The organism is Collinsella aerofaciens (genome assembly GCF_902501475.1).
GTDB lineage: Bacteria > Actinomycetota > Coriobacteriia > Coriobacteriales > Coriobacteriaceae > Collinsella > Collinsella aerofaciens_AL.
This window is the reverse complement of sequence record NZ_CABWIF010000057.1, coordinates 1-15,974: the sequence shown is the minus strand read 5'-3', so window position 1 is coordinate 15,974 and position 15,974 is coordinate 1. Positions and strand designations below refer to the sequence as shown.

The window sequence follows — 15,974 nt, the reverse complement described above, 5'->3', positions numbered from 1 at the left end:
TAACATAGACAACCTGTGGGTAAAGAGACAAAAGCGCCGCCGACGGGCGGGCGTTTTGATTTCGATGAACTCATGTAAGGAAACGAGCATGTTAGATAGATTTACCGATCGAGCGCGCAAGGTCATGTCCATGGCCAAGCAGGAGGCGCTCGATCTTCATTCAAATAAGGTGGGTACCGAGCATCTGCTGCTCGCGCTTGCCAAGGAGGACGAGGGCATTGCCGCTGAGGCGCTGCGCTCGCTCGACATCTCCTACGATGACATCATGGATACTCTCAAAGAGGTCCAGACCACGGTTCCCGAGCCCAGTGAGGAGACCGAGGCGGCCAAGCTCGCCTTTACGCCGCTCGTCATTAGCGTGATGGAGCGTTCATTCCGCGTGGCGCGTGAGAACAACCAGACCTACGTGTCGACCGAGCACTTGCTGATCGGCATCGTCGAAGAGGGCAACGGCATGGCCATGGACATCCTCATGCGCCTGGGTGTGTCGTCCGCTTCCATTAAAAAGGCTATCGAAAAGCTTACCGCCAAGGATCAGGACAAGAAGCGTCCGCTCGCCGGAGCCGGCGCCGGTCGTCCCGGTGCGGGCCTGCCGTTCTTTAGCGGCTCGGACGCCTCGCAGCAAAAGGGGAGCGGCACCGACACGCTCAAGCAGTTCGCCACCAACCTGACGCAGAAGGCGCGCGACGGCGAGCTCGACCCTGTAATTGGTCGCGAAAAGGAAGTCCAGCGCATGATGGAAATTCTTTCGCGTCGCACCAAGAACAACCCGCTCATTCTGGGCGACCCCGGCGTGGGCAAGACGGCCATCGTCGAGGGCCTGGCTCAGCAGATTGCAGCCGGCAACGTGCCCGAGAACCTCATGAACCAGAATATCTGGACGCTCGACCTGCCGGGTCTTGTCGCGGGCGCCAAGTATCGCGGTGAGTTTGAGGAGCGCCTCAAGAACGTGATCCAGGAGGCGACCGAAGCCGACGACGTTATCTTGTTTATCGACGAGATGCATACCATCATCGGTGCCGGCTCTGCCGAGGGCTCCATCGACGCGAGCTCCATGCTCAAGCCCGTTCTCGCACGCGGTGCTTTCCAGATCATCGGTGCCACCACGGCCGAGGAGTTCCGCAAGTACCTCACCAAGGACCCGGCCTTCGAGCGTCGCTTCCAGACCATCGATGTCGAGGAGCCGAGCGTCGAGGACACGGTCAAGATCCTGACCGCGCTCAAGCCGCGCTACGAGGAGCACCACCATGTGCGCTATACGCAGGGTGCTATCGAGGCCGCCGCGAACCTCTCCAACCGCTACATCCAGGATCGCTTCCTGCCCGATAAGGCTATCGACCTCATTGACGAGGCCGGTGCCCGCGCTCGCATCGCCGCGAATCGCGCGCCCGAGCCGGTGCGTGAGGCCGAGCATCGCGTGGAGGAGCTTAAGGCCGCCGCGCAGGAGGCCACCGAGAGCGACGACATGAACAAGGCCGCCGAGATCACCGAGCAGCAGAAGGCCGCCGAGATTGAGCTCGCCGAGGCCAAGGCCGCCTGGACCGCCGAGCTCGACGCCAGCCCGCTCACCATCGACGTGAGTCAGATTGCCGACATCGTGTCCGTGACCTCTGGCGTGCCGGTTTCCTCGCTCACCGAGAGCGAGAGCCGTCGCCTGCTGCAGACCGAAAGCGTGCTCAAGACCCGCATTATCGGCCAGGACGAGGCCGTCGAGGCCGTCGCCAAGGCCGTGCGCCGCAGCCGCTCGCCGCTCAAGGACCCGCGTCGTCCCGGTGGTAGCTTTATCTTCCTTGGTCCCACCGGCACAGGCAAGACCGAGCTCGCCAAGACGCTCGCCGAGTACCTCTTTGGCAGTAAGGACGCGCTCATCAGCTTCGACATGTCGGAGTTCGGCAGCGAGTTCGAGGTCTCCAAGCTTATCGGTAGCCCTCCGGGTTACGTGGGCCACGACGAGGGCGGTCAGCTTACCAAGGCCGTTCGTCGTCACCCGTACTCGGTCGTGCTGTTCGACGAGATCGAGAAGGCGCACCCCGACATCTTCAACATTTTGTTGCAGGTGCTGGAGGAGGGTCGCCTGACTGATAGCCAGGGCAAGACGGTCGACTTCCGCAATACCGTGATCATCATGACGTCCAACGTGGGCGCCCGCGAGATCGCGCAGGATGCGAGCGTTGGCTTTGGCACCACCGGCGAGCAGGGCCTCACCTCGAGTGAGATCAAGGGCCGTGCGATGGGCGAGCTCAAGCGCCTGTTCCGCCCCGAGCTGCTCAACCGTATCGACGACATTGTGGTGTTCCAGAAGCTCTCGGGCGAGAACCTGACCAAGATCGCGCACCTGCTGGTGGACGACCTGCGTCAGCGCCTGATTGCCAACGGCATGAACATCAAGCTCACCGATGCGGCCTATGACAAGATCGTGGCCGAGGGCACCGACCTCACCAACGGTGCGCGTCCGCTGCGCCGCGCCATTCAAAAGCTCATCGAGGACCCGCTGTCCGAGGAGCTTCTGGCCGGCGAGTGGGGCGAGGGCGATACCGTCCTGTGCGACGTGGCCGATGGCAAGTTTGTCTTTAGCCACGGCACGGGCGAGATCCCGGCACCGCGTCCGGCGGGCACACTCGGTGGCGATACCGTCCCGGCGGCACCGCACACCGGCAACGCCTCGCCCGTGAGCGGCGGCGTGACCTCGGGCCCCGGCGGCATGATGCAAGCCGGCTCTGGCGCGCTGTAGGGATTAACATAGCTTTGCGAAGGGGCACTCCTGTCGGGGCGCCCCTTTTTTATGAGTAAATGGTGCTATACTCGAAATATAAATATGTATAGCAGAAGGAGCTAGCATGCCTATATCGGTACTCGACTCACGGCCGGTCCAGATGAATGTGCGCATGGATCGCCAACTCAAAGAGGCTGGGGACGCCGTGCTGGCGCATATCGGCATGACGCCGTCTCAAGCGGTGCGGACACTTTGGGAATATCTGGTCGTCAACGGATGCATGCCCTCGAGATCGGGGGTTGCGGTACCGAGCTCTAACGTGCCAGCGACTGCGTCGGTGGAATCAAGGGTTACGCAGGGCAGCCACATCGTGCACGATGCGTGCCTCAAATACGGCATCCCTGTTCCCGACCTCTCGGGTGACTACGATGACCTCTATGAGGAAGCAATGGCGGAGCGCTATCCCGAGTGGGTGGAGCTATGAGTGCAGACGGCATTCTCAAGTTGCTCATCGACACCAACGTATGGATGGATTACTTTTCTGGAAGGTCGGACCGGACAGCGGATGTTGTCCGTCTATTCGAGATTGCCGATGTCTCGGAGCAGATTGCCCTGTTTGCTTCGTCTCTTTCGGTCAAAGATGTCTCGTATCTTGTCTCGGCGGCGATTAAGAGGGAGTGCCGAAGGAAGAATGGTTCGCTGAGCGATAACGCCATTGCGGCGGCGGACGAAACGGCCTGGGCATGCGTTCGGCAGATGCGCGAGCTCGCCCTCATCGCGCCGGTCGGTGCAGACGAGGTCTTCGACTCCTTTGTGTTCAAGTATCATCACAACGACTTCGAGGACGACCTGATGCTGGGCGTCGCCAATCGCATTGATGCCGATTACGTCGTGACGGAGGACAAAAACCTCATTAAACATACCAATGGCGTATGCATAAACGTTGATCAAGCTTTGAGGTTGGTTGAAGGGTCCAACGTCCCTTCGGCGCAGTCCGTCTAACCTGCTTTATCTTAATAAAGTGGCGTTTCCCCGCCGTTAGCCGATGATGCGAGGGCGCTCGGCGTTTTCGACTGGTTTATGCACGCAAAGTCTGGGAATATACAAGTCGCATGTCTTACTGTCTAACCAGTTGCGCCAAGGAGGCACCATGGACTACAAGATTACCGGCTACGAGCCCGCCCAGCTGTTCCATTTCTTTGAGGAGGTCAGCGCGATCCCCCGTGGGTCTGGCAACGAGAAGGGCATCAGCGATTTCCTGGTCGCATTTGCCAAGGAGCGCGGTCTCGACGTTTATCAGGACGAGGTCTACAACGTCATCATTCGCAAGCCCGCATCTGCCGGCGCCGAGAATGCCCCGACCGTAATGCTGCAGGGTCACATCGACATGGTGTGTGACAAGCTGGGTTCCGTCGAGCACGACTTTACGACCGACGGTATCGACTTGGTCGTCAAGGACGGTGTCCTCACCGCTAACGGCACCACTCTGGGCGCCGACAACGGTATCGCCGTCGCTCTGATGCTCACTGTTCTCGATGACGATTCGATTGTTCACCCCGCCCTCGAGTGCGTGTTCACCACCGACGAGGAGACTGGCCTGGTCGGCGCCGAGACGCTCGACAAGTCCCAGATTAGCGCCCGCACCATGATTAACCTTGACTCCGAGGAAGAGGGCGTTGCCACCGTCAGCTGCGCCGGCGGCGTCGTCGTTACCTACACCTGCCCGATCGCGCGCGAGCACAAGACCGGTAGTACCCTCACGCTCGACATTTCCGGTCTGTTGGGCGGCCACTCCGGCAGTGATATCAACCTTGAGCGCGGCAACGGCAACCTCATCATGGCCCGCATCATCGACCGCCTGATGGTTGCCGGCGAGCCCGCCATCGTTAGCTTTAACGGCGGCACCAAGGACAACGCCATCAACCGTGAGTGCAAGGCTGTTCTGGTCTACGCCGACCACGCTGCCGCCGAGGCCGCGGCCCAGATCGCAAAGGGCATCATCGCCGACGTTACTGCCGAGCTCGAGGTCTTCGACCCCGGCTTTACCTGCACGGTTGAGATTGCCGACAACACTGAGGTCGAGGCCATGGACGAGAAGTCCGCACTTGCCCTTATTCGCGCTCTGCGTCTTGCCCCCAACGGTGTGATCCGCCGCAACGTCGCCACCGACGGCTCCGTCGAGGTTTCCTCCAACATCGGCGTGGTTGCCACCTCTGACGACCAAGTCAAGATCATGCTGTCCCCGCGCTCCTCGATCACCTCGCTGCAGAACGAGTTCAAGGACCGCCTGCAGACGCTGGCCGATGTCCTGGGATTCGACGCCAAGTTTGAGTTCGAGTATCCCGGCTGGAGCTATGCCGAGCATTCGCCGGTCCGCGACGTCTTTGTCGAGAGCTATCGCGAGCTCTTTGGCTCCGAGCTGCGCATCGAGTCCATTCACGCCGGCCTTGAGTGCGGCCTGTTTGCCGAGGCCCTGCACGGCCTGGACGCCATCGCCGTGGGCCCGACGCTCTCCGATGTCCACACCCCGGACGAGAGCATGGAGCTCGCTTCTGCCGAGCGCTTCTACGAGCTGCTCATCGACGTCCTAAAGCGCCTCGCTGCGTAAAGGTTGCGCTAGCAGCAGTCCGAGCCACGTGCTGGTGGATTGCAAATGACATTGCGTGAGGGGGCACCCGAGCTTTTGCGACGGGTGCCCCCTCTCTTCTTTTGGGAAATGGGAGATTACGGACACCTAGCCCATATCCGCCTTGATGAGGTCGAGGGCGCGCTGGCAGTTTTCGCGGACGGGGCCGAGCATGTGCTCGCGCAGGTCCGCCATGCCGGGCAGGTCGGCGTATTCGTCCATGACCTCTTCCATGCAAATGGGTACCTCGTAGGCGAGGTCCATCATGGTCGCAAAGCAAAACTTCTCGGATAGCCCGGCATCGGTGAGCGCCGCCTCCAGCGCGGGGTCGCCCATACCGTGGTATCGGCGGATAGCGCCTGGACCGATGCGCCCCACACGGTTCTCGCCGCCAACGCTCATGGCAAGACGCGCCCGGCGGCGCATGCGCTCGTATGCCAGCCCCGATGCGACATCGTACATTCGAGCCATCATGGCTGCACCGTCGTTTCCAAGGAGTAGGGAATAGTTTTTCGCGTGCGCATCCGGTGCGCCGATAATGGCGTTGAAGAACAGTATCTGCGTAAACAGATACAGGTTAAGTTGATGGTGGCTCGTATTTACGAGGAGCTCTTGAATGTCGCGGGTGGTCGGGCCGCCGTCTGCTGTGTACTTTTGGGCGGGCATCACCCCAAGTGCCTGACAGAGGTCTTCTTGATGTAGGCGCCTGATCGTTCCGTCTTCGACTTTCACGCGGTCATAGCGCTCAACAATGAGGGCAGGTTCGTCCTCAAACATACGATATTCGACGTTTGCCGTTGCGATACCGGCGCGCTGGGCGCTTTTCATGCAGACAAACTCATTGAGAGCCTCGAGTTTAAATCCGAAAACGCCATTTTTGAAAATATGCGTCGTGGGCGAGGAGCCCATGCATTCGCACCAGCGGCCGTTTATGAACGCGAGCGCGAACTTGCCCTGGTTGCCTCCAAGTGACCAACTTTCATCTAGACCCATCCACGATGCATCGCGGTCATCTCTGATCGACTTGAGACGGAGAGCAATTTCGTGGTCGTCTATAGGGCGGTAGTCGCCAGCGCGATGCAGGACGGCGTCGGCATCTTCTTCGGCACAAAACTGCACTCCGCCCGGACAGTCGAGTCCGATATGGCTGAGCAACGCAACGGGATTGTTGGGCCTAACGTTGAATTCGGCGGCAATCGCTTTTCGTTGGTCCTCGCTGTCGGGTAGAAGGCCAAACAAGTACGGATTCATGACCTGTTGGCCGTATATGCGATTTGATACGGGTATGTTTGTCGATAGGGCTGGCCCGTCATAGTCTCGATCGTAGGCAAAGCTGACAAGACCGTTCTCATCTTGCGTGAGCGTTCCCGCAGGTACGCCGCAAATAATAGTCCGAAGCGTTTTTCTGGCCATTGGCTACCTCCCTTTGGGCCTGGTTTGGGCAGATGCGTTTGCGGCAATCGAGACTCCGAGATTGGACATGGCGAAATCGGCGAAGGCCCTGTCGTAGAGCTCGGACGTAAAGGGGGTATCTGGAAGAGCTGGAACGGCTGCACTGCGACGGTTGCGATGGTGAAAACGTTGAGTGTGATGGCGCCTGGGGGTGCTACGAGGTTGCAAATCAGCATGCGGAGCGTCGACTTGTTGCTCGTTTTTCGATTCGTCGATATCCCCTTGAGCGGCGAGCGCCAGTCCAAGAGCACCGAAAACTGCCAACAGCTTGTCGAGCCGAATGCCGGTGGCGTCTCCTAGCTCGAGCGATGCGAGCAGGCGCTCCGAAACACCGGCCTTTTTGGCGAGGGCGGCACGGGTGAGACCCTGAGTCTCGCGTGCCTGGCGCACGTAGATGCCAGCTTGGCGCGGTGTGGTGATGGGAAGGGTATCCACGGCGATCTCCTAACGTGCAGACTTTTGCATATCAGTATGACATGCAAAAGTCTGCATGAATAGGCATTATGCAAAACTCTGCATGAGACTCCTACATTGACGTTGGCTTATGAGAGGCGTTTTTTATATCGCGAGGATCCCGAGGTGCTCAAGCAGGATTTTAAGCCCGATGAGGATGAGCACGACGCCGCCCACGATGGTGGCGGGTTTTTCGTAGCGCGCGCCAAAGGTGTGGCCGATCGCTACGCCGGCGACGGAGAAGATAAACGTTGTGATGCCGATAAGCGACACGGCGGGAACGATATCGACCGAGAGCGCGGCAAACGAGATGCCCACGGCAAGCGCGTCAATCGAGGTGGCGATGGCAAGGATTAGATATTCGCCCAGGTCAATCTTTTCGGCATCCTTGCCGTCGTCTTCATCCTCGTCCTCGGTAAAGGCCTCCCACAGCATTTTGTCGCCGATAAAGGCGAGCAGGGTGAAGGCGATCCAATGGTCGATGGGTCCGATGATGCCCATAAACTGGCTGCCAAGCGCCCATCCGATTACGGGCATGCCGGCCTGAAAGCCGCCAAAGAACAGGCTGAGCACCATGGCGACCTTAAGGTTGATCTTCTTCATGCCAAGGCCCTTGCAGATGGATACGGCAAAGGCGTCCATCGAAAGGCCGATGGCGAGCAGCGCAAGCTCTGCGAATCCCATAGTTCGGCTCCCTCCTTGCGGGCGAACCCGCGTGTACTTCTGGCGGGGGAGCAACAAAAAAGACCCGTGGCGTACGCGTTGCGCGCACAGCCACGAGTCTCGTTCATTAAGGCAAGCCAGGCCGCATCGGCCAGTGTGTTGACTTACCGCGCCACCGGAGGCGAATCCGGTCACGCGACTACTCCCTCATTTATGCGAATCCCGATGCTACCACATGAACAGCTGATTTGGGTTGGGCTCTCAGCTGTGTTCGCTCATTCTGTAAGCATCGGATTTCGCAAGCGCCGCAGGGACAAACCGTGAGAAACTATTTAGCGTTTATGGAGCGTATACGATGGGAGCGATGCCTTGGATAAGAACGAGCTGCAAAAGCGTATGGAACAGGCCATCCGCCTGACGGCACCTGGTCAGCCGATCCGCACCGCCCTCGACATGATCATCGCCGGTCACCTGGGCGCCCTTATCTGCGTCGGCGACACCGAAAACGTGCTCGCTGCCGGTAACGACGGCTTCCCGCTCAACATTTCGTTTACCTCGAACCGCCTGTTCGAGCTTTCCAAGATGGACGGCGCCATCGTTATCGATGGCGACCTCACCCAGATCCTGCGCGCCAACTTCCACCTCAATCCCGATCCCTCGCTTGCCACGAGTGAGACGGGCATGCGTCACCGTACTGCCGCTCGCATGTCGGTGCTCACCGATGCCATCGTGATCTCGGTCTCGGCCCGTCGCGCCGTCGTTAACGTGTACGTTCACGGCAAGAGCTACGAGATCCAGCCCGTCACCACCATCATGAGCTCGGTCAACCAGCTCGTCGCCACGCTTCAGACCACCCGTCAGTCGCTCGATCGCTCCTTGCTGCGCCTGACGGCCCTTGAGCTCGACGACTACGTTACGCTCGCCGACATCACCGGCATCTTCTCGAGTTTCGAGATCATGCAACAGGCAAAGACCGAGCTTAAGGATTGCATCGTCAAGCTGGGTAACCAGGGCAAGCTCGTGCAGATGCAGCTCGAGCAGCTCGCGGGCTCCAGTATGGATACCGAATACGACTTGATGATCCGCGACTACGCAAGCGATTCCTCCGAGGCAAACGCCGAGAAGATCCGCGCCGAGCTGAGCCGCATGACGCCTAAGGACCTGTCCGACCCGCAGCACGTGGCGGCAGTTCTGGGCTATGACGACCTGGACGAGGACTCCGTCATGACACCGCTGGGCCTGCGCACGCTTTCGCGCGTGTCCGTCGTGCGCGACGGCGTGGCCGAGAAGATCGTCGACGAGTACGGCTCGCTGCAGGAGCTCATGGACGACATCAGCGAGGATCCGGAGCGCCTGGGCGACTTTGGCGTTAACAACCCTGCCATTCTTGCGGACTCCCTGTACCGCATGAAGGGCACCAAACAGGGGAACGCATAATGGCGCCCGTATGCGCCGTGGTCGTTGCCGGTGGCAGCGGCCAGCGCTTTGGTAATCCCGGTGGCAAGCAGCTCGTCAATGTAGCGGGCCGTCCGCTTATGAGCTGGTCCATCCGCGCGTTCGATCGTAGCGACAAGGTCGGCCACATTGTGGTGGTGTGTCCTGCCGAGCGCCGTGCCGAGATGCGCCGCCTAGCCATCGACCCGTTTGACTATGACACGCCCATCAGCTTTGCCGATGCCGGCGATACCCGTCAGGATTCCACCCGTGCCGGCGTGCATGCGGTTCCGGCGGGCTTTGAATACGTCGCCATTCACGATGGCGCTCGTCCGCTCATTACGACCGAGGCCATCGATCATGCGATCGACGTGCTCGTGAGCGACCGTGCTCTCGACGGTGTCGTGTGTGGTCAGCCCGCGATCGACACGCTCAAGATCGTCGATGGCGACAACATCGTCGAGACGCCGCCGCGTGAGCTCTACTGGGCTGCGCAGACGCCGCAGATCTTTAGCGTCGATGCTATGAAGCGCGCCCACGCTGCAGCCATTGCCGAGGGCTTTATCGGCACCGACGATTCATCGCTGGTCGAGCGCATGGGTGGGCGCGTCCGCTGCGTCCAGAGCCCGCGCGATAACCTTAAGGTGACGGTGCCCGAGGACCTGCGTCCCGTAACCGCGATTCTGCTCGGCCGCATGGCCGAGGGAGAGGACCTTCCCCATGTTCAGTAACCTGCGCATTGGACACGGCTACGACGTTCACCGTCTGGTGGAGGGGCGTCGATGTATTATCGGCGGTGTCGACATTCCCTACGAGCGCGGCTTGCTGGGCCACTCGGATGCCGATGTGCTCGCGCACGCGTTGGCCGACGCCATTCTGGGCGCCTGCCGTGGGGGAGACATCGGCAAGCTGTTCCCCGATACCGACCCCGCCTACGAGGGTGCCGATTCGATGGTGCTGCTCGCTCGCGTGATGGACTATGCGCGTGAGCTGGGCTTCGAGTTTGTCGATGCCGATTGCACCATTGCCTGTCAGCAACCCAAGATCACCCCGCACCGCGATGCCATGCGCGCCAACCTTGCCCATGCCCTGGGCGTTGACGTCGAAAACGTGGGCGTCGCCGCCACTACGACCGAAAAGCTCGGCTGGGAAGGCCAAGGCGAGGGGGTCGGCGCTTGGGCCGTCTGCCTGCTACAGAAAACCGCTAAGGAGTAACGAATGCGTATCTACAACAGCGCTACCCATAAAAAGGAAGAGTTCCAGCCCATCGAGTCCGGCAAGGTTCGCATGTACGTGTGCGGCCCCACGGTCTACGACAACATTCACATCGGCAACGCTCGCACGTTCATCAGCTTTGACGTGATTCGCCGCTGGCTCATCGCGAGCGGCTACGAGGTCACGTTCGCCCAGAACCTCACCGATGTCGACGACAAGATCATCAAGCGCGCCAACGAGCAGGGCCGTACGGCCGCCGAGGTCGCGACGGAGTTCTCCGACAAGTTCATCGGCGTCATGCGCGCCGCCAACGTGCTCGATCCCGATGTGCGCCCCCGCGCCACCAAAGAGATCGGCCCCATGATCGCCATGATCAAGACGCTTATCGAGCAGGGCCACGCTTACGCAGCCGATAACGGCGATGTGTACTTTGCCGTGCGCAGCGATCCCAACTATGGTCAGGTCTCGGGCCGCAACATCGACGACCTTATGGTTGGCGCGCGCATCGAGGAAAACGAGGATAAGAACGACCCGCTCGACTTTGCTCTGTGGAAGGCCGCCAAGCCCGGCGAGCCCAGCTGGCCGAGCCCCTGGGGTGAGGGCCGCCCCGGTTGGCACACCGAGTGCGCCGCCATGGTGCACCGCTATCTGGGCACCCCGATCGACATTCATGGCGGCGGCTCCGACCTTGCCTTCCCGCATCACGAGAACGAGTGCGCCCAGGCCACCTGCGCCTGGCACCAGGGCTTCTCCAACACCTGGATGCACACGGGCATGCTGCTGGTCGACGGCGAGAAGATGTCCAAGTCGCTTGGTAACTTCTTTACGCTGGCCGAGGTGCTCGAGCAGCACTCTGCCGCGGCTCTGCGCCTGTTGATGCTGCAGACGAGCTATCGCTCGCCGCTCGACTTCTCTTGGGAGCGCCTGGAGGGTGCCGAGAACTCGCTCACGCGTATCGCCGGTACGGTCGAGAACCTGCGCTGGGCCGCGAACCATGCGACGGCCGACGCCGATGAGGTAGCATCCGAGGCGTTTGCCGCCAAGGCCGCCGAGACCCGTGCCACCTTTAAGGAGTGCATGGACGACGACTTTAACACCGCCGGTGCCATGGGTGCCGTCTTTGGCTTTGTCACCGAGTGCAATCAATATTTGGAGCAGGCGGGCGATGCTGCCGACAAGGCCGCAGTCTTGGCTGCCGCCGATACGCTGACCGAGCTGCTCGATACGTTTGGCGTCGAGCTTCCCGAGCCCAAGGTCGAGCTGCCGCTGGGTCTGCTGGGCGTTGCCGCCGGTCTGGTTGCCTACACGGGTGACGATGTGGACGAGGCAGCTGCCAAGATTCTCGAGGCCCGCGCCGAGGCCCGTGCCGCCAAGAACTGGGATCTGGCAGATGCCATCCGCGACCAGCTCAAGGACCTCGGGCTGACGATCGAGGATACTGCTGCGGGCACTCGTATTAAGAGTCTCTAGTATTTGTCGACCGTTTGAGGTGCGGCAGATTGCCTTGAAAGAGGAGGGCATAGACCTGGTGGTCATGCCCGACGATTGAAAGGCAAGGTGCCGCGGCTCGGACGGTCGATTCTTGTTCGTTATCTATTTAAGGAGGCCGTCTTATGGCCGACAATCGCAAGCGTGCACCTCGTGGTGGCAAGCAGGCTGCTTCTGGCTCGCGTCCGATTCGCCGCAATGACCGCGCTACCGCTCCCAAGGGCCGGCGCGATCGCACCCAGGCCGCACGTCCGCAGCACGATCGCAACCGCGACACTGTCCAGGCTCCCAAGGGCGAGTTTATCGAAGGCCGTCGTGCTGCCGCCGAGGCGCTACGCACCGGTTTTCCCATCAAGTGCGCGCTCATTGCCGAGGGCGGGGAGCTCGATGCAGCCTTGTCGCGCCTGGTCGACGACCTCAACGCCGCGGGCGTCCGCATTAAGTATGTGCAGCGCGCGCAGCTCGACGCACTGTCGAGCCATGGCGCTCACCAGGGCATCGCGCTCGAGGTTGGCAACTTCCCCTATGCCGATGTCGTCGATATTCTCGACCGCGCAGGCGAGGGCCCGGCACTTGTCGTGGTGCTCGACCATGTGACTGACGACGGCAACTTTGGTGCCATCGTGCGCTCCGCCGAGGTCGTGGGCGCGGCGGGCGTCATCATTGCCAACAAGCGTGCCGCCGGTGTGACCGTCGGCAGCTACAAGACTTCTGCCGGCGCCGTCATGCATCTGCCCATCGCACAGGTTCCCAATATCGCCCGTGCGCTCGATGACCTCAAGGCCGCTGGCTTTTGGGTGGGTGGTGCCTCCGAGTACGCCGAAGGCAGTTGCTGGAATGCTCCCTTCGAGGGTCGCGTGGCGCTCGTCATGGGCTCCGAGGGCGACGGCATCTCGCGCCTGGTGCTCGAGAAATGCGACTTTTTGACCAAGCTTCCCCAGCGCGGCATGACCGAGAGCCTCAACGTTGCCCAGGCGACCACGGCGCTGTGCTTTGAGTGGCTGCGTCGCAACGCCGGCGAGCTCATGGGGGAGGAGTAGCGCATGTCCAAGAAGAACCGCGCCAAGTCCAAGGCCAAGCGCTTTGGCGAAGGCTCGGCCAAGCCGATTGTTTCGGCCGCGACCTATGGTGTGGGCGGCAATGCGTTTGCGCAGGCCATAGCCGATCCGGTCTCGACGGTGCACTCCAATAAGCCCGAGCTGCTGGTGGTCGACGGCTACAATGTGATCCACTGCACGCCACGCTACGAAAAGCTCGTATACGACCATTCCGACGATCCGTATTCCAGCGACGTTCACGATATGGCGCGCACCGCCCTCATCAACGACGTGGCGGCGTTTGCCCAGGGCCGCTACGAGGCCGTGATCGTGTTTGACGGTGCGGGCAATATCTCCAGCGAGCGCCCCAACCTGCCGGCCCGCGGCGTGCGCATCGAGTTTTCGCCGACGGGCGTTTCTGCCGATACCGTGGTACAGAAGCTCTGCATCGAGGCACGTGAGGAGGGCCGCGCGTGCTCCGTGGTATCGAGTGACGGCACAATCCAGGCCGTCGTCATGGGCAAGGGTGTTACGCGCATCTCGAGCCGCATGCTGGTGGACGAGATCAAGCAGATCGATAACGACGTTCACGAGGCAGAGGAAGCTCCGCAGATCAAGATGACTCTGGGCAGTCGCCTGAGCCCCGATGCCCTGGCCAAGCTCAAGGCTCTGCGCGGGAGGTAGGGGAGTTGGCGGCGTGGCGCTGTCTCGCTAACTCCATTCAGCGATGTCGATCATTCTACGGAGGCGCCATGTAAGCGCCTCTTTTAGATATGGCAGCCTTGCCGTGAGCGCGTCGTTTCTGGACAGAATCTCGATTGCCTCGCCAACGAAGCCTTCGAGTTTGTCGCCGTCAAACCAACCCATGTCCTCGACGAGCAGCATTTGTTTGGCGGGGCTTGAATGAAATTGTGCGCTGGTAAAACTGTGCTCTCCCGCTCTAAGCTCCTCTAGTGATATGTTGCACCAGAGTGATGAGCCCGAATCGAAGATGGGGGCTGGTCTGCAGACCAGTGAGTTGACGTTTCGCACGAGGCCGAAGTTGCGCCAATGACGATCGTAGTTGGCAATGATGTCATCGCATACGATCATGCGGTCAAGGGCATCCTTGACGCCTGTCACCCCGAGCTCCTCGCAGTTTGCTACATATCGCTCGTAGTCGGTTAGCCGTTCATCTGCGTTTGCGTGCTGGTTTACATAGAACGCAGGGACATATTCCTCTTCATCAGTTAAGAAGACATCGCATGTGCTCAGGGCGGAAGTGCCCGTGCCCTCGAGCGAGTAAGGTACATAATCGCAGGCGTTTAGGATGCGACGGTGGAGCGCGGTCGCCACCAGCTCGTTATAAGGTTCCTGGTTCAGGTGCGCTCCTGCCTTATGCAGAATTCGGCGATTGCCCTCGCACGTCCAGTACTTTTGAAGATTGCCGTCCGAGGTGTTGTCGGGCTTTGCGGCGGCTGCTTTGCCCTCTGGGGCGAAGGGTGCGATGCTGAGAGAGACGTCATCAAAAGCATTATTGAAGAAATTGATATCTTCCCACGCGAGACCGGAATCTTCGGGCCTAATCCAATACTGGTCGGATAAGGAGAGGCCAAGATTTCGTTGCACGAGTTCATCGGGAACATCGACTGCGGCTTCTGCAAGCAGGGAGGCTAGCCCAATGCGTGCGAGCGGGATACCGCGGCCGCGCCACCAGATGCGGAAGGAGTCGAGCGATACAGGTTTGCTGGGAGCAAAAACCCCAATAGGGGCGTGGGCACGATCGACGTCGGCGCCGATGTGGGTGAAGTCTTTCCGTGATCTGCTGTAGACCAGCTGGGCCACTTCGTGCGTGCGGTTCATGAGGGTAAATGCAATCTCGCTTTTCCCGTACCCACGACGAGGCCGTCCCCCCGTTTTGGTCACGGAACGGAGTCGTGCATTGACGCTGTCTTTATCGATGAGCCATACACCAGAAGCCTTGCGTGCCTCAAGTGCTCCGTTTTTTATGAGCTCTTGCACCCTGCGCGGGGTGATGTCGAGTAACTCTGCAGCTTCCTTCGTGGTCAACATCGCGAAACCCTTCGCCAGAACGAATAGTTTTATATAGCCAATTGTAATAAAAACTATTCGTTCTTGCGAAGGGTTTTAAGATTGAGGGCGAACTGACAGAAATGAACGGGCCTGGTACGTGTCGTTGCTGGATTTTGCATATTTGTATAACGCCGTGCGGCCTGTTGCACCCCGTCCGCAATTCCTCTATTCTTAACTAGCTTCGCGCAAAAGCGCCAAGTGTGCCAGTGTGGCGCAACGGTAGCGCAACTGATTTGTAATCAGTGGGTTGCAGGTTCGATTCCTGTCACTGGCTCCATGAGAGTTTCGGGCTCTGTCTCTATATGGGACAGAGCCCGTTTCTATTTAGGTGGCGCGCCATCAGGTTAGCGCCCATCCCGTTTTTGGTTTGTCTCGTCCTCCAGTTTGTCTAAATCTGTAACACCAAGACCGATATTTGGCATCTAACTGTTACAGATTGAGATGAAACTTAGGGTGTTTTAGGAATATCTTGATCTGTAACATGTAGAAGCGGAATAGGCCTCTTGCTGTTACAGATCGAGACAAGGGCGGGTGCGGACCTGGATGTTCTGCTCGAGCGTGGATTTCTGGACACGCGAGCGAAGAAAATCTTCCGACCGGAGAACGAGCGTGGATAATTAACTTGGATAGGGAGCTAAGGTAAACACCGATTGTCTATCGAAGGCTTTAGAAACGACGACCCCGATTTCATTGTGAACTGCACCCCAAAACTTGGACGGCTTAAATAAGAACTACGCCGCAAGGGACTGTCTCCGGAACTCCTCCGGGGTCAGTCCCTTCAGTTTAACCTGGCGCCTCCTCGTGTTCCAATGGACCACGA

The 15,974-nt window shown here is 59.9% G+C and carries 15 protein-coding genes and 1 tRNA gene; 11 read left to right on the top strand and 5 right to left on the bottom strand.

Annotation, left to right across the window (positions count from 1 at the left end; all coding sequences use genetic code 11):
* Positions 1-88 precede the first annotated feature (88 nt).
* The 4 genes from GDJ93_RS08845 (at position 89) to GDJ93_RS08830 (ending at position 5,321) form a co-directional block, all read left to right on the top strand.
* Positions 89-2,731, top strand: coding sequence for an ATP-dependent Clp protease ATP-binding subunit (locus GDJ93_RS08845; RefSeq protein WP_152068527.1), 2,643 nt, complete (start codon positions 89-91; stop codon positions 2,729-2,731).
* 106 nt (positions 2,732-2,837) lie between these two features.
* Entirely contained in the window at positions 2,838-3,197 is a 360-nt protein-coding gene (locus GDJ93_RS08840; protein WP_152068526.1) for a type II toxin-antitoxin system RelB/DinJ family antitoxin, read from the top strand.
* A complete protein-coding gene (locus GDJ93_RS08835) occupies positions 3,194-3,715 on the top strand; it encodes a type II toxin-antitoxin system VapC family toxin (RefSeq protein ID WP_152068525.1) in 522 nt (173 codons plus the stop codon). The genes GDJ93_RS08840 and GDJ93_RS08835 overlap by 4 nt, the downstream gene beginning before the upstream one ends.
* A gap of 148 nt (positions 3,716-3,863) precedes the next feature.
* On the top strand, positions 3,864-5,321 hold the full coding sequence (locus tag GDJ93_RS08830) for an aminoacyl-histidine dipeptidase (protein WP_152068524.1): 1,458 nt from the start codon (positions 3,864-3,866) through the stop codon (positions 5,319-5,321).
* Between the two features lie 126 nt (positions 5,322-5,447).
* On the opposite strand, the gene GDJ93_RS08825 is transcribed toward GDJ93_RS08830, so the two are convergent.
* The 3 genes from GDJ93_RS08825 to GDJ93_RS08815 all read right to left on the bottom strand — a co-directional run bounded on the left by GDJ93_RS08825 (position 5,448) and on the right by GDJ93_RS08815 (position 7,928).
* Positions 5,448-6,752, bottom strand: coding sequence for a type II toxin-antitoxin system HipA family toxin (locus GDJ93_RS08825; RefSeq protein WP_152068523.1), 1,305 nt, complete (start codon positions 6,750-6,752; stop codon positions 5,448-5,450).
* Positions 6,753-6,755: 3 nt separating this feature from the next.
* Positions 6,756-7,226, bottom strand: coding sequence for a helix-turn-helix domain-containing protein (locus tag GDJ93_RS08820; RefSeq protein WP_193221513.1), 471 nt, complete (start codon positions 7,224-7,226; stop codon positions 6,756-6,758).
* Positions 7,227-7,349: 123 nt separating this feature from the next.
* Positions 7,350-7,928 (bottom strand): manganese efflux pump MntP, encoded by a 579-nt coding sequence (locus GDJ93_RS08815; RefSeq protein WP_152068521.1) that lies wholly within the window; start codon positions 7,926-7,928, stop codon positions 7,350-7,352.
* Between the two features lie 375 nt (positions 7,929-8,303).
* On the opposite strand from GDJ93_RS08815, the gene disA reads away from it, so the two are divergent.
* From disA to GDJ93_RS08785, 6 genes are all read left to right on the top strand, one after another.
* A complete protein-coding gene (gene disA, locus GDJ93_RS08810) occupies positions 8,304-9,344 on the top strand; it encodes a DNA integrity scanning diadenylate cyclase DisA (protein ID WP_369796797.1) in 1,041 nt (346 codons plus the stop codon).
* Positions 9,344-10,072: a 2-C-methyl-D-erythritol 4-phosphate cytidylyltransferase gene (gene ispD, locus GDJ93_RS08805; protein ID WP_035137545.1), complete on the top strand. Its 729-nt coding sequence runs from the start codon at positions 9,344-9,346 to the stop codon at positions 10,070-10,072. Before disA ends, ispD begins: the two co-directional genes overlap by 1 nt.
* Positions 10,062-10,556: a 2-C-methyl-D-erythritol 2,4-cyclodiphosphate synthase gene (ispF, locus tag GDJ93_RS08800; protein ID WP_152068520.1), complete on the top strand. Its 495-nt coding sequence runs from the start codon at positions 10,062-10,064 to the stop codon at positions 10,554-10,556. Before ispD ends, ispF begins: the two co-directional genes overlap by 11 nt.
* A gap of 3 nt (positions 10,557-10,559) precedes the next feature.
* On the top strand, positions 10,560-12,026 hold the full coding sequence (gene cysS, locus GDJ93_RS08795) for a cysteine--tRNA ligase (protein ID WP_152068519.1): 1,467 nt from the start codon (positions 10,560-10,562) through the stop codon (positions 12,024-12,026).
* Between the two features lie 143 nt (positions 12,027-12,169).
* Positions 12,170-13,084 (top strand): 23S rRNA (guanosine(2251)-2'-O)-methyltransferase RlmB, encoded by a 915-nt coding sequence (gene rlmB, locus GDJ93_RS08790; protein WP_152068518.1) that lies wholly within the window; start codon positions 12,170-12,172, stop codon positions 13,082-13,084.
* 3 nt (positions 13,085-13,087) lie between these two features.
* Positions 13,088-13,765, top strand: coding sequence for an NYN domain-containing protein (locus GDJ93_RS08785; RefSeq protein WP_006234978.1), 678 nt, complete (start codon positions 13,088-13,090; stop codon positions 13,763-13,765).
* Positions 13,766-13,792: 27 nt separating this feature from the next.
* Here the strand turns inward: GDJ93_RS08785 and GDJ93_RS08780 are convergent, their stop codons facing one another.
* Positions 13,793-15,133, bottom strand: coding sequence for a DNA-binding protein (locus tag GDJ93_RS08780; RefSeq protein ID WP_152068517.1), 1,341 nt, complete (start codon positions 15,131-15,133; stop codon positions 13,793-13,795).
* A 223-nt stretch (positions 15,134-15,356) separates the two neighbouring features.
* Here GDJ93_RS08780 and GDJ93_RS08775 point away from each other — a divergent pair.
* Positions 15,357-15,431, top strand: a tRNA-Thr gene (locus tag GDJ93_RS08775).
* A gap of 454 nt (positions 15,432-15,885) precedes the next feature.
* Here the strand turns inward: GDJ93_RS08775 and GDJ93_RS08770 are convergent.
* The gene (locus tag GDJ93_RS08770; RefSeq protein WP_226812388.1) at positions 15,886-15,972 is read right to left on the bottom strand and encodes an IS3 family transposase; all 87 of its coding nucleotides are present in this window, start codon (positions 15,970-15,972) and stop codon (positions 15,886-15,888) included.
* Positions 15,973-15,974 lie beyond the last annotated feature (2 nt).

What these genes read in the sequence shown, in the direction of transcription:
- cysS (WP_152068519.1), top strand. Translation starts at nt 10,560, where the DNA reads ATGCGTATCTACAACAGCGCTACCCATAAAAAGGAAGAGTTCCAGCCC.
- rlmB (WP_152068518.1), top strand. Translation starts at nt 12,170, where the DNA reads ATGGCCGACAATCGCAAGCGTGCACCTCGTGGTGGCAAGCAGGCTGCT.
- GDJ93_RS08780 (WP_152068517.1), bottom strand. Translation starts at nt 15,133, where the DNA reads ATGTTGACCACGAAGGAAGCTGCAGAGTTACTCGACATCACCCCGCGC.
- GDJ93_RS08815 (WP_152068521.1), bottom strand. Translation starts at nt 7,928, where the DNA reads ATGGGATTCGCAGAGCTTGCGCTGCTCGCCATCGGCCTTTCGATGGAC.
- ispF (WP_152068520.1), top strand. Translation starts at nt 10,062, where the DNA reads ATGTTCAGTAACCTGCGCATTGGACACGGCTACGACGTTCACCGTCTG.
- GDJ93_RS08835 (WP_152068525.1), top strand. Translation starts at nt 3,194, where the DNA reads ATGAGTGCAGACGGCATTCTCAAGTTGCTCATCGACACCAACGTATGG.
- disA (WP_369796797.1), top strand. Translation starts at nt 8,304, where the DNA reads ATGGAACAGGCCATCCGCCTGACGGCACCTGGTCAGCCGATCCGCACC.
- GDJ93_RS08840 (WP_152068526.1), top strand. Translation starts at nt 2,838, where the DNA reads ATGCCTATATCGGTACTCGACTCACGGCCGGTCCAGATGAATGTGCGC.
- GDJ93_RS08845 (WP_152068527.1), top strand. Translation starts at nt 89, where the DNA reads ATGTTAGATAGATTTACCGATCGAGCGCGCAAGGTCATGTCCATGGCC.
- GDJ93_RS08785 (WP_006234978.1), top strand. Translation starts at nt 13,088, where the DNA reads ATGTCCAAGAAGAACCGCGCCAAGTCCAAGGCCAAGCGCTTTGGCGAA.
- GDJ93_RS08825 (WP_152068523.1), bottom strand. Translation starts at nt 6,752, where the DNA reads ATGGCCAGAAAAACGCTTCGGACTATTATTTGCGGCGTACCTGCGGGA.
- ispD (WP_035137545.1), top strand. Translation starts at nt 9,344, where the DNA reads ATGGCGCCCGTATGCGCCGTGGTCGTTGCCGGTGGCAGCGGCCAGCGC.
- GDJ93_RS08830 (WP_152068524.1), top strand. Translation starts at nt 3,864, where the DNA reads ATGGACTACAAGATTACCGGCTACGAGCCCGCCCAGCTGTTCCATTTC.